This window comes from Kitasatospora sp. NPDC002040 (assembly GCF_040296785.1).
Lineage (GTDB): Bacteria > Actinomycetota > Actinomycetes > Streptomycetales > Streptomycetaceae > Kitasatospora.
This window is the reverse complement of record NZ_JBEOXV010000001.1, coordinates 831,105-843,252: the sequence shown is the minus strand read 5'-3', so window position 1 is coordinate 843,252 and position 12,148 is coordinate 831,105. Positions and strand designations below refer to the sequence as shown.

At 68.9% G+C, this 12,148-nt stretch carries 10 protein-coding genes and 1 tRNA gene; 1 reads left to right on the top strand and 10 read right to left on the bottom strand.

Annotation, left to right across the window (positions count from 1 at the left end; translation table 11 throughout):
• Positions 1-74: 74 nt before the first annotated feature.
• From rpoB to ABT118_RS04040, 10 genes are all read right to left on the bottom strand, one after another.
• Positions 75-3,548 (bottom strand): DNA-directed RNA polymerase subunit beta, encoded by a 3,474-nt coding sequence (rpoB, locus tag ABT118_RS04085; protein WP_350644750.1) that lies wholly within the window; start codon positions 3,546-3,548, stop codon positions 75-77.
• A gap of 683 nt (positions 3,549-4,231) precedes the next feature.
• Positions 4,232-4,612 carry a 50S ribosomal protein L7/L12 gene (gene rplL / locus ABT118_RS04080; protein ID WP_350644749.1) on the bottom strand — a complete coding sequence of 127 codons (381 nt, stop codon included), beginning with the start codon at positions 4,610-4,612 and terminating at the stop codon, positions 4,232-4,234.
• An 89-nt stretch (positions 4,613-4,701) separates the two neighbouring features.
• Positions 4,702-5,268: a 50S ribosomal protein L10 gene (rplJ, locus tag ABT118_RS04075; protein ID WP_350644748.1), complete on the bottom strand. Its 567-nt coding sequence runs from the start codon at positions 5,266-5,268 to the stop codon at positions 4,702-4,704.
• A 320-nt stretch (positions 5,269-5,588) separates the two neighbouring features.
• Complete coding sequence (locus tag ABT118_RS04070; RefSeq protein ID WP_350644746.1) at positions 5,589-6,413, bottom strand: SCO4651 family lipoprotein; 825 nt, start codon at positions 6,411-6,413, stop codon at positions 5,589-5,591.
• Between the two features lie 49 nt (positions 6,414-6,462).
• On the bottom strand, positions 6,463-7,383 hold the full coding sequence (locus tag ABT118_RS04065; RefSeq protein ID WP_350644744.1) for an SCO4651 family lipoprotein: 921 nt from the start codon (positions 7,381-7,383) through the stop codon (positions 6,463-6,465).
• Between the two features lie 135 nt (positions 7,384-7,518).
• Positions 7,519-8,241, bottom strand: coding sequence for a 50S ribosomal protein L1 (rplA, locus tag ABT118_RS04060; RefSeq protein WP_350644742.1), 723 nt, complete (start codon positions 8,239-8,241; stop codon positions 7,519-7,521).
• Between the two features lie 73 nt (positions 8,242-8,314).
• Entirely contained in the window at positions 8,315-8,749 is a 435-nt protein-coding gene (rplK, locus tag ABT118_RS04055; protein WP_350644740.1) for a 50S ribosomal protein L11, read from the bottom strand.
• 163 nt (positions 8,750-8,912) lie between these two features.
• Positions 8,913-9,842 carry a transcription termination/antitermination protein NusG gene (nusG, locus tag ABT118_RS04050; protein ID WP_502884483.1) on the bottom strand — a complete coding sequence of 310 codons (930 nt, stop codon included), beginning with the start codon at positions 9,840-9,842 and terminating at the stop codon, positions 8,913-8,915.
• Positions 9,843-10,056: 214 nt separating this feature from the next.
• On the bottom strand, positions 10,057-10,389 hold the full coding sequence (gene secE, locus ABT118_RS04045) for a preprotein translocase subunit SecE (RefSeq protein ID WP_502884460.1): 333 nt from the start codon (positions 10,387-10,389) through the stop codon (positions 10,057-10,059).
• 141 nt (positions 10,390-10,530) lie between these two features.
• Positions 10,531-10,603: transfer RNA gene (locus tag ABT118_RS04040), tRNA-Trp, on the bottom strand.
• Between the two features lie 237 nt (positions 10,604-10,840).
• On the opposite strand from ABT118_RS04040, the gene ABT118_RS04035 reads away from it, so the two are divergent.
• Positions 10,841-12,070 (top strand): pyridoxal phosphate-dependent aminotransferase, encoded by a 1,230-nt coding sequence (locus tag ABT118_RS04035; RefSeq protein ID WP_350644739.1) that lies wholly within the window; start codon positions 10,841-10,843, stop codon positions 12,068-12,070.
• The last annotated feature ends 78 nt before the right edge of the window (positions 12,071-12,148 follow it).

Genomic DNA, 12,148 nt, shown 5'->3' with positions numbered 1-12,148 from the left:
GAAAGGTGTTCATCTGGTCTGAGGGGGCCTGGGGGCGGGCCGACCGCTCGGTGGAGCGGCCGGCCCAACCTCCGTCAGACCTCTTCGACGCTGCTCGGCTCGCGCCGGGACAGGTCAATGCCGAGCTCCTCGGCGGCACGGAAGACGTCCTCGTCGGAGTCCCGCATCTCGATGGACTGGCCGTCCGAGGACAGCACCTCCACGTTGAGGCAGAGCGACTGCATTTCCTTGATGAGCACCTTGAAGGACTCGGGAATGCCCGGCTCGGGGATGTTCTCGCCCTTGACGATGGCCTCGTAGACCTTCACCCGGCCGAGAACGTCGTCGGACTTGATGGTGAGGAGCTCCTGCAGCGCGTAGGCCGCGCCGTACGCCTCAAGGGCCCACACCTCCATCTCACCGAATCGCTGACCACCGAACTGCGCCTTACCACCGAGCGGCTGCTGGGTGATCATCGAGTACGGACCGGTCGAACGGGCGTGCAGCTTGTCGTCGACCAGGTGGTGCAGCTTGAGGATGTACATGTAGCCGACCGAGACCGGCATCGGGAACGGCTCGCCGGAGCGGCCGTCGAACAGCCGGGCCTTGCCGGTGGAGTTCACCAGGCGCTCACCGTCACGGGTGAGGGTGGTGTGGTCCAGCAGGCCGGTGATCTCGTCCTCGCGGGCGCCGTCGAAGACCGGGGTGGCGAGGTTGGTGCCGCCCTCGACCTTGTCCGCGCCGATCACCTGCAGGCGCTGGGCCCACTCCTCGGCGAGGCCGGAGACGTCCCAGCCCTGCTTGGCGAGCCACCCGAGGTGGATCTCCAGGACCTGGCCCGGGTTCATTCGGGACGGGACACCCAGCGGGTTGAGGATGATGTCGACCGGGGTGCCGTCCTCCAGGAACGGCATGTCCTCGACCGGCAGGATCTTCGAGATGACGCCCTTGTTGCCGTGACGGCCGGCCAGCTTGTCACCGTTGGTGATCTTGCGCTTCTGCGCCACGTAGACGCGGACCAGCTGGTTCACGCCCGGGGGCAGCTCGTCGCCCTCTTCGCGGTCGAAGACGCGGACGCCGATGACCTTGCCGGACTCACCGTGCGGCACCTTCAGCGAGGTGTCGCGGACCTCACGGGCCTTCTCGCCGAAGATCGCGCGGAGCAGGCGCTCCTCCGGGGTCAGCTCGGTCTCGCCCTTGGGCGTGACCTTGCCGACCAGGATGTCGCCGGTGACGACGTCCGCACCGATGCGGATGATGCCGCGCTCGTCGAGGTCGGCGAGGACCTCCTCGGAGACGTTCGGGATGTCCCGGGTGATCTCCTCGGGGCCCAGCTTGGTGTCACGGGCGTCGACCTCGTGCTCCTCGATGTGGATCGAGGAGAGGACGTCGTCCTGCACGAGGCGCTGCGACAGGATGATCGCGTCCTCGTAGTTGTGACCCTCCCAGGACATGAACGCCACGAGCAGGTTCTTGCCGAGCGCCATCTCACCCTGGTCGGTGCACGGGCCGTCGGCCAGCACCTGGTTGACCTCGACCCGGGCGCCCTCGTCCACGAGCACCTTCTGGTTGAAGGCGGTGCCCTGGTTGGAGCGGGTGAACTTGGCGGCGCGGTACGTGGTGTAGGTGCCGTCGTCGTTGGCCACGGTGACGTAGTCGGCCGAGACCTCCTGGACGACACCCGCCTTCTCGGCCACGATCACGTCGGCGGCGTCGACCGCGCAGCGGTACTCCATGCCGGTGCCGACCACGGGCGCCTCGCTGCGGAGCAGCGGCACGGCCTGGCGCATCATGTTCGAGCCCATGAGCGCGCGGTTGGCGTCGTCGTGCTCGAGGAACGGGATCATGGCGGTCGCGACCGACACCATCTGGCGCGGCGAGACGTCCATGTAGTCGATCTCGGTGCCCGGGATGTAGTCGATCTCGCCACCACGGCGGCGGACCAGGACACGCGGCTCGGCGAAGGTCAGCTCGTCGGTCAGCGGGGCGTTGGCCTGCGCGATGACGTAGCGGTCCTCCTCGTCTGCCGTGAGGTAGTCGACCGCCTCGGTCACGACACCGTCGATGACCTTCCGGTACGGGGTCTCGATGAAGCCGAAGGCGTTCACCCGGCCGTAGGACGCGAGCGAGCCGATCAGACCGATGTTCGGGCCTTCGGGGGTCTCGATCGGACACATGCGGCCGTAGTGCGAGGGGTGCACGTCACGGACCTCGAAGCCGGCCCGCTCACGGGACAGACCACCGGGGCCGAGCGCGGACAGACGACGCTTGTGGGTCAGACCCGAGAGCGGGTTCGTCTGGTCCATGAACTGCGACAGCTGGCTGGTGCCGAAGAACTCCTTGATGGAGGCGACGACCGGCCGGATGTTGATCAGGGTCTGCGGCGTGATCGCCTCGACGTCCTGGGTGGTCATGCGCTCGCGCACGACGCGCTCCATACGGGCGAGACCCGTACGGACCTGGTTCTGGATCAGCTCGCCGACGTTGCGGAGGCGACGGTTGCCGAAGTGGTCGATGTCATCGACCTCCACGACGATGTCGCGGCCCTCGTCGTCGCGCCAGTCGGTCTCACCGGCGTGCAGCTTCACCAGGTACTTGATCGCACCGATGATGTCGGGCTCGGTGAGGACGCCGGAGTCCAGGGACTCCGCGTTGCCCAGCTTGCGGTTCACCTTGTACCGGCCGACCTTCGCGAGGTCGTACCGCTTCGGGTTGAAGTACAGGTTCTCCAGCAGCGTCTGGGCGGCCTCGCGGGTCGGCGGCTCGCCCGGGCGCAGCTTGCGGTAGATGTCGAGCAGCGCGTCGTCCTGGCCCTGGGTGTGGTCCTTCTCCAGGGTGGCGCGCATCGACTCGTACTCGCCGAACTCCTCGAGAATCATCTCGTTGGTCCAGCCGAGCGCCTTCAGCAGCACGGTGACCGACTGCTTGCGCTTGCGGTCGATGCGGACACCGACCATGTCGCGCTTGTCGATCTCCATCTCCAGCCAGGCACCACGCGAGGGGATGACCTTGCAGGAGAAGATGTCCTTGTCGGACACCTTGTCCAGGGTGGAGTCGAAGTACACACCCGGGGAGCGGACCAGCTGCGAGACCACGACACGCTCGGTGCCGTTGATCACGAAGGTGCCCTTGTGGGTCATGAGCGGGAAGTCGCCCATGAAGACCGTCTGAGACTTGATCTCACCGGTCTCGTTGTTGGTGAACTCGGCCGTGACGAAGAGCGGGGCCGCGAAGGTGAAGTCGCGGTCCTTGCACTCGTCGATCGAGTTCTTCGGCGGCTCGAAACGGTGGTCGCGGAAGGTCAGCGACATCGACCCACTGAAGTCCTCGATCGGGGAGATCTCTTCGAAGATCTCCTCCAGACCGGACTTCGTGGGGACGTCCTGACCACTCTCCAGGGCCGCCTCGACACGAGACTTCCAGGCCGCATTGCCGAGGAGCCAGTCAAAGCTCTCGGTCTGCAGGGCCAGGAGGTTCGGGACCTCGAGGGGCTCCTTGATCTTCGCGAAGGAAACGCGGAGCGGGGCGGTGGAATTAGCGTTGTTCGAGGCGTTGCGCGGCGCGGCCAAGAGGGGGGTCCTTCCGAGGGCTCGGAGCTCACTGCGCGCGTACCGGCCGGCCTCGACGGGTTTGGTCCCACCCCCGGCGCCGTGGGTCTCAGCCGGGAGGATCTCCCAGGTCAGAGCCGCTTTGCGGAGGCAGTGCCAGACCCCTTCAGGGCAATGCGAACTCCGGGCGACGAGTCACGGAGCAGCTAACAGGCAGCGCAAAGGGACAGTGTAGCCAAAAGGCACACTGCTGACAAGCTCTGATTCGGAGACCGAATCGGAGACTCCCCTCATACCGCTCCGCCGTGCCCCGGACGCTCCGGGCCACCGCACCTCACGAAGAGTCAGTTCCCGTCGGGGCCACCGAATATGCATCCGGAGCCACACCGACCGGTTGGACTCGCCTCCTGTGGGGCGCGCCTTGAGAATCGCGCGCCCGGTGGAGTTCGTCAAGGCCCTCACCGGAGTGCGGACCTCGTGCTGTTCATCGTCCGAGCAGGCCACCGCGTTACAGATGACGTGGTGGGAGCCGCTCCCGACGACAGCGATCACCCTACCGGCCCCTGCCGACAGTGGCCCAGTACACAGTCACCTCGGGCGCCGGGGGCCCGGCCGGCGCCGGGATCCGGGCAGCAAAAAAGCCGGGCCGACCACCCGCAAGGGTGATCGGCCCGGCTCCGCGCCCCCTCAGAGGGGGCACTGAGTCACTTGACGGTGACCTTGGCGCCAGCGGCCTCGAGCTGAGCCTTGGCCTTCTCCGCGGCGTCCTTGGCAACCTTCTCCAGGACGGTGGCGGGGGTGCCGTCAACGAGGTCCTTCGCCTCCTTCAGGCCGAGGGAGGTGAGGGCGCGCACCTCCTTGATGACCTGGATCTTCTTGTCGCCAGCGCCCTCGAGGATGACGTCGAACTCGTCCTGCTCCTCAGCGACCTCGGCAACGGCGGCCGGGCCGGCCGGGCCCGCGGCGACGGCCACGGCGGCGGTGACGTCGAACTTCTCCTCGAACGCCTTCACGAACTCAGAGAGCTCGATGAGGGTCATCTCCTCGAACTGCGCGAGCAGGTCGTCCTGGGACAGCTTCGCCATGATGGCGTCCTTCCACTAAATCGGCAGGTGGTGCCGGATGTACGGATTGGCGGGCGTACGGGCCCGCAGCGAGGGCGTGAGCCCACCGATTACTCGGCGGCAGCGTCCTCGGCGGCGGGAGCCGGCGTACCGGCACCGCCCTGCTCGGCCTTCTTCTCGCGAAGCGCGTCCACGGTACGGACGAGCTTGGAGGGCAGGGCCTGGAAGACGGCAGCAGCCTGAGACGGCTTGGCCTTCAGGGCACCCGCCAGCTTGGCGAGCAGCACCTCGCGGGACTCGAGGTCCGCGAGCTTCTTGATCTCATCGGCGGACAGCGCCTTACCGTCAAGGACACCGCCCTTGATGATGAGAGCGGGGTTCTCCTTGGCGAAGTCACGCAGAGCCTTCGCCGACTCCACCGGGTCACCGGTGACGAAGGCGACAGCCGTCGGACCTGCGAACAGGTCGTCCAGCTCGGAGATCCCGGCCTCATTGGCCGCGATCTTGGTCAGCGTGTTCTTCACCACGGCGTACTGGGCGTTGTCCCCCAGCGAGCGACGCAGGGTCTTGACCTGCTTCACCGTGAGACCGCGGTACTCGGTCAGCAGCGCCGCGTTCGAGGTACGGAACTTGTCCGTGAGCTCAGCGACGGCAGCAGCCTTGTCGGGCCTTGCCATAGGCTTACGCCTCCTTCCGTGATGTCGAAGTCAGGCCGACCTTGGAACAGTCGACCATTCAACGCCTCAAACCACCGGCCAGGAAGCTCTGCAGAAACAGTGAGAGCCCCGGTGCGCAGGCGCACGGGGCTCTGAATGACCTCAACGATCAGGCGGCAAGCCGCACGGACCGGAAGTCCAAGCTCCAAACACTCCTGCGCGGGCTGCCCGCGATCACTCGCGGATCCTTCGGTCGTCAGCACCCTTGCGGGCGCGGCCGACAACCAGCGGTCTTTGGCAGCCCCCACCGTACTCGACCGGCCGCGAAACGGCCAAATCCGTCAGGAGAGCAGCGGCGGCAGGCTCCGGCCGCCGGCGTCCACGGTGTCGTTCTCGGCCGGGGCCTGCACCGAGAGCGCGCCGCCGAGCTCCTTGTACGCCAGGGTGTCCTCCGGCCCGCCGGCGCCGCTGCGGCGGAGCTGGACCAGCTGGTCCTTGTCGTTCAGCCAGAGGTCCAGGGTGAGCTCCCGGACGCCGTCCTCGGCCAGCGCGGCCCGCAGGGCCTGCTGCCGGGCCGGGGTGAGCTGGGTCTGGGCCGCGACGTACCGGTCCGTGCTCAGCAGCACCCGGTAGTGCTGGGCGGTGCTCTCGCCCAGGTCCTCCTCGCCGAGCAGCCGGGGCTGGTCGGCGGCGACCGCGGCGGTCAGCGCGACCATCGGGTTGATCCGGTCCACCAGCCCCGCGTACGGGATCTCGCGCTGGCCGCCCGGGGAGCTGAACTTCTCCCAGTGCCGGCCGCCGGTGCGGTCGGCGGTGGCCCGGTCGCCGCCCCGGTAGGCGGTGGTGTCCAGCACGATGAGCTGCTCGTCGCTGTGCGGGTACTTGAGCTTGAGCACCGTCTTCGGCGCCCAGAACAGCATCCCGCTCGCCTGCTCGCCGTCCAGCCGGTAGGAGAACTCGGCCCGGCGCGCGGCGGTCATCGCCAGCTGGGCGGAGAGCAGCACGCCGCGCGGCGAGCGGTCGGTGGGGGTCGGCAGGCCGGTCGGGGAGCTGCTGGCCGAGGGGCTGGCGGTCGGCCGGTCGGCCGGGCCGCCACCGCAGCCGGCCACCCCGGTGAGCAGCAGCACGGCGACCGCCGCGGCCATCGACCCCCGACCTGCCGTCATCCCGTCCTCCTGCTGCCGCCGTTGCCCCCGCCACCCTGTCACGGGCCGGTCAGCCCCCGAAGCCCTTGAGCAGATCTGCGACGTCGAACACATCCGCGGCCGGCGGGGCGGCCACCTCGGGCGCCTTGCCGAGCTCGGTGTAACGGACCGTCATCTCGGCGGCCCGGACCGGAGTGAGGTCGGCGGTGCGGAGCTGGACCAGTTCGTTCCGGCCGTTGATCCACAGGTCCAGGGCGATGTCGCCCCGGCCCAGCACGGCCAGCGCCTGGTTCTTCTGGTCCTCCGTCAGCCCGAGCATCGCGCCGACCAGGGCCTGGCCCACCCCGGTGGCCCGGTAGTGCACCGCCTCGGCCCCGTTGACCTGCTCGACCCCGGCCTTGGCCAGCCCCGCGCTGGCCGCGCCGACCGCCAGCGGTACGGCGGGGTCGAGGGCCTTCATCAGCACGGCCAGCGCCCGGGCGTCCTCGCCGCCGGCCGACAGGCCCGCGCCGTTGGCGGGGGCGGCGGCGTCCACCTTCATCCAGTGCCGGCCGCCGGCCAGTGCGGAGGTCTCCGCCGGGGCGCCGACGTAGCTGACGCCGCCGGCCGAGCGCAGCTTGGCGTCCTGCCCGTCCACCTTGAAGCTCAGGTCGGCGGCGGCCGGCTGGCCCCAGCGCAGCGCACCGCCGCCGCTCTCCGCTCCCCCGGCGCTGACCACCAGGCCGGCGCTGCCCGCCTTCGCCATCACGGCGGCGGCGGCCAGCAGGACGTCCTTCGGTGCCCCGGTGGGCGCCGGGGCCTGGCCCGCGCCCGGGGTGGCGGTGGCCGGGGCGGAGGCACCGGGTTCGGGCGCCGCCGTACCGGTGGCCGCCGTGCTGCCCGAGGGCGTGGCCGACACCGACGGCTTGGCCGCCTGGTCCGACGCCCCTCCGCTCGCGCCACAGGCCGTCAGGCCCCCCAGCAGCAGCGCCGCGACGGCAATGGTCCGCAAGTCCCGCATGGCAGTCCCCCTCGTTCGGATCTCGGCATGCGGACTCTAATTGATGTACATACGCCGACGGGCCCGCACCCCCCTCGAAAGGGAGTGCGGGCCCGTTGAACACGGTTACCGCTGGAGCTCGGAGGCTCAGACGGCGGCCGGGTCCTCCTCGACGAGGAGGTTCCGGGTGCGGTTCGGGTCGACCTGGATGCCGGGGCCGATCGTGGTGGAGACCGCGGTCTTCTTGATGTAACGGCCCTTGGCGGCGGACGGCTTGGCCCGGAGGACCTCGTCCAGCGCGGCGCCGTAGTTCTCGACCAGCTGCTCGTCGGTGAAGGAGGCCTTACCGATGATGAAGTGCAGGTTCGAGTGCTTGTCGACGCGGAACTCGATCTTGCCGCCCTTGATGTCGTTGACAGCCTTGGCGACATCGGGGGTGACGGTGCCGGTCTTCGGGTTCGGCATCAGACCACGCGGGCCGAGCACGCGGCCGAGGCGGCCGACCTTGCCCATGAGGTCCGGGGTGGCGACGACGGCGTCGAAGTCCAGACGGCCCTTGGCGACCTCGTCGATGAGCTCGTCCGAGCCCACGATGTCGGCACCCGCAGCACGCGCGGCCTCGGCACGCTCGCCGGTCGCGAAGACCAGGACCCGAGCGGTCTTACCGGTGCCGTGCGGGAGGATCACGGTGCTGCGGACCATCTGGTCGGCCTTGCGCGGGTCGACACCCAGGCGCATGGCAACCTCGACGGTCGCGTCGAACTTGGAGGTGGAGGTCTCCTTGGCGAGGCGGATGGCCTCGAGAGGAGCGTAGATCTTGGCGCGGTCGACCTTGGCGTCCGCGGCCTTGAGAGCCTTGCTGCGCTTCACTGCTTCTCCTGAAGGTGAATGGAGTTCGTGGGACGGGCCGCGCAGGCCCTACCACGGTGGACTAGGGGGCTTTTCAGCCCTCGACGGTGATGCCCATCGACCGGGCGGTGCCGGCGATGATCTTCTCCGCCGCGTCCAGGTCGTTGGCGTTCAGGTCGGGGAGCTTGGTGGTGGCGATGTCGCGGACCTGGGCGCTGGTGAGCTTCGCGACCTTGGTCTTGTGCGGCTCGGCCGAGCCCTTGTCCACGCCCGCGGCCTTCAGGATGAGGCGCGCGGCCGGCGGCGTCTTCGTGATGAAGGTGAAGGAACGGTCCTCGTAGACCGTGATCTCCACCGGCACGATCATGCCGCGCTGCGACTCGGTCGCAGCGTTGTAGGCCTTGCAGAACTCCATGATGTTGACGCCGTGCTGACCCAGCGCGGGGCCGACCGGCGGAGCCGGGTTGGCCGCGCCGGCCTTGATCTGGAGCTTGATAAGCCCCGTGACCTTCTTCTTCTTGGGAGGCATGCTCTCCGGGTCCTTCCGAGAGTGGATTACTGGTGCGTCCGCAGCCGGGGCGACACCCGGCCGGGCAGGACACACATCAGACCAGGCTAACGGCTGATGCGGCCTGGACCAAAACGAGTCGGGGGCGGAGCCTCGGCTCCGCCCCTGACTCGAAGACTCTGTACTAGTTCTTCTGGATCTGGTCGAACGACAGCTCGACCGGGGTCTCGCGGCCGAAGATCTCCACCAGGCCCTTGACCTTCTTCGAGTCCGGGTTGATCTCGTTGATGGTCGCCTGCAGGGTGGCGAACGGACCGTCGGTGACGGTGACCGAGTCGCCGACCTCGAAGTCGAGCACCTGGACCTCGACCGGACGGTGCGGCGAGGCCTTGCCGGCCGCCTTGGCCGCGTCGCGCTCCACGTCGGGGGCGAGCATCTTGACGACCTCGTCCAGGGTCAGCGGGTACGGGTCGTAGGCGTTGCCGACGAAGCCGGTGACACCCGGGGTGTTGCGCACGACGCCCCAGGACTCGGGGGTGAGGTCCATCCGGACCAGCACGTAGCCGGGGAGCTTGTTCTGCCGGACGGTCTTGCGGTCGCCGTTCTTGATCTGGACGACCTCCTCCTGCGGAACGGCGGACTCGAAGATGTAGTCCTCGACGTTCAGCGAGACGGAGCGCTGCTCCAGGTTCTGCTTCACCCGGTTCTCGTACCCGGCGTAGGTGTGAATGACGTACCACTCACCCGGCGCGGTGCGCAGCTGCTCCCGGAACGCGACGACCGGGTCGATCTCGACCTCGTCCTCCGCCTCGACCTCGGCCGCCTCGGCGTCCTCGGTCTCCTCCTCGGCGGCGTCCTCGGCCTCCACCTCGGTCTCGTCCTCCGCAGCGGCCTCGTCCTCGGCCTCCGCGTCGTCCTCGTCCTCGGTCAGCTCGTCCTCGGCCAGCTCGTGCACCGCGTCCTGCTCGGCCGGCACGCCCGCCTCGGCCTCGTCCGCAGCCTCGACCTCGTCCTGGTCGGCGTCGACCGCGTCCAGGATCTGCTCGGCGTCCTCGACGTCAGCAGCCTCGGCCGCGACATCCGCCTCGCGGACGGTCTCGTCGGCGTCGTACAGGGGGGACTCAGACACGGTGGCTGCTTCTTTCCTGGGATGTGAGTTGGAACGGCTCCGGGCTGTCCGGCACCCTCGCGGGCACGTTGCGGGGACGACTCGGATACCTCCACAGTACCGAGTCAACGGTAGCGGGATCGCCCTGAGTGCGCCGACAGCTCGACCCGGACCGTTTTGCACGGCCCGGGTCGGGATGGAGCTGGGAGGTGACGGCCGATCAGCCGAACACCCACAGGCTGAGCTTGGAGAAGCCGTAGTCCATGCTGGCCACCAGGCCCATGACCACGACCACGAAGACCACCACGACGGTGGTGTACTGGGTCAGCTCGCTGCGGGTCGGCCAGACCACCTTGCGGAGTTCCGCGATGATCTGGCGGTAGAACAGCGCCGTCCGGGCGAAGAGGCCCTTCTTGGCCCGCTTCCCCTCGGCCTTCTTGCCACGCTTACGGTCGCGACGCGAGGGCACCTGGTCGTTGACGTCGGCGGAAGTCTCCGCGCCGTCGGGGTTGCCGCTCTCAGGCGTTGCGGTGGAGCCCGTGGTCTCCGTCACTCGTCCTCACCTGAATCCGGGTCCTGCCGAGCGTCGCTTCGCGTGGGTGCGGGCGATCCGGCGAATGCAGTGCGATGGGGCCCTCTCCGCATCAAGCCCGCTCGCTCTGTCGAGCGAACGGGCTGGGTACGGTTCAAGCAGCAGGGCAAGAGGGACTTGAACCCCCAACCGCCGGTTTTGGAGACCGGTGCTCTACCAATTGAGCTATTGCCCTACGGAGCTTTGCGGCTCCGGAGATGACCACCAACCTACCGCATCCGGGCCGCTGCGTGAGTTACGCACCGGTGGAGCCGCACTTCGGGAGCCATCGAGCAGTGAGTGTACGTGTTCCGGGGCGTTTGGTCGAACCCCATTCACCGACCGCCCGCCTGCGGGTACGGATAGTGGACGGATCCGTACGCATGCTGAAACCGCCGTACCCGCGCCGTGGGGACTCTGCAACGATTGCGGCATGAGCGCTCCCACCCCCCGCCCCGCAGACCGCCGCGTCTCCGCCCGTGTCGGTGCCATCGCCGAGTCCGCCACCCTCGCGGTGGACGCCAAGGCGAAGGCCCTCAAGGCGGCCGGCCGCCCCGTGATCGGCTTCGGCGCCGGTGAGCCGGACTTCCCGACCCCCGGCTACATCGTCGACGCCGCCGTCGAGGCGTGCCAGGACCCGAAGAACCACCGCTACACCCCGGCCGGCGGCCTGCCGGAGCTGAAGGCCGCGATCGCCGCCAAGACGCTGCGCGACTCCGGCTACCAGGTGGACGCCTCCCAGGTGCTGGTCACCAACGGTGGCAAGCAGGCCATCTACGAGGCCTTCGCCGCGATCCTTGACCCGGCCGACGAGGTCATCATCCCGGCGCCGTACTGGACCACCTACCCCGAGGCCGTGAAGCTGGCCGGCGGTGTCCCGGTCGAGGTCGTCGCGGACGAGACCACCGGCTACAAGGTCTCGGTCGAGCAGCTGGAGGCCGCCCGCACCGAGAACACCAAGGTGGTGCTCTTCGTCTCGCCGTCCAACCCGACCGGCTCGGTCTACACCGAGGCCGAGGCCGAGGCGATCGGCCGCTGGGCCCTGGAGCACGGCCTCTGGGTGCTCACCGACGAGATCTACGAGCACCTGGTCTACGGCGACGCCACCTTCACCTCGCTGCCCGCGCTGCTGCCCGAGCTGGCCGACAAGTGCATCGTGGTCAACGGCGTGGCCAAGACCTACGCCATGACCGGCTGGCGGGTGGGCTGGCTGATCGGCCCCAAGGACGTGGTGAACGCGGCCGCCAACCTGCAGTCGCACGCCACCTCCAACGTCTCCAACGTGGCCCAGCGCGCCGCGCTGGCCGCCGTCTCCGGCGACCTGGCCGCGGTGGACGAGATGAAGACCGCCTTCGACCGCCGCCGCAAGACCATCGTGCGGATGCTGAACGAGATCGAGGGCGTGTTCTGCCCCGAGCCCGAGGGTGCCTTCTACGTCTACCCGGCGGTCAAGGACCTGCTCGGCAAGGAGATCCGGGGCAAGCGCCCGGCGACCTCCGCCGAGCTGGCCACCCTGATCCTGGACGAGGCCGAGGTCGCGGTCGTCCCCGGCGAGGCCTTCGGCACCCCCGGCTACCTGCGGCTCTCGTACGCGCTCGGCGACGCCGACCTGGCCGAGGGCATCGGCCGGATGCAGAAGCTGCTGGGCGAGGCGAAGGCCTGACGGCCCGTCGCTTCCCCGGTGCCGCCCCTTTCACCCCTTCGAGGGATGTGAAAGGGGCGGTTCCCGTTCGGGGTGCTG

What these genes read in the sequence shown, in the direction of transcription:
- ABT118_RS04070 (WP_350644746.1), bottom strand. Translation starts at nt 6,413, where the DNA reads ATGACGGCAGGTCGGGGGTCGATGGCCGCGGCGGTCGCCGTGCTGCTG.
- rplJ (WP_350644748.1), bottom strand. Translation starts at nt 5,268, where the DNA reads ATGGCAAGGCCCGACAAGGCTGCTGCCGTCGCTGAGCTCACGGACAAG.
- ABT118_RS04035 (WP_350644739.1), top strand. Translation starts at nt 10,841, where the DNA reads ATGAGCGCTCCCACCCCCCGCCCCGCAGACCGCCGCGTCTCCGCCCGT.
- rplL (WP_350644749.1), bottom strand. Translation starts at nt 4,612, where the DNA reads ATGGCGAAGCTGTCCCAGGACGACCTGCTCGCGCAGTTCGAGGAGATG.
- rplK (WP_350644740.1), bottom strand. Translation starts at nt 8,749, where the DNA reads ATGCCTCCCAAGAAGAAGAAGGTCACGGGGCTTATCAAGCTCCAGATC.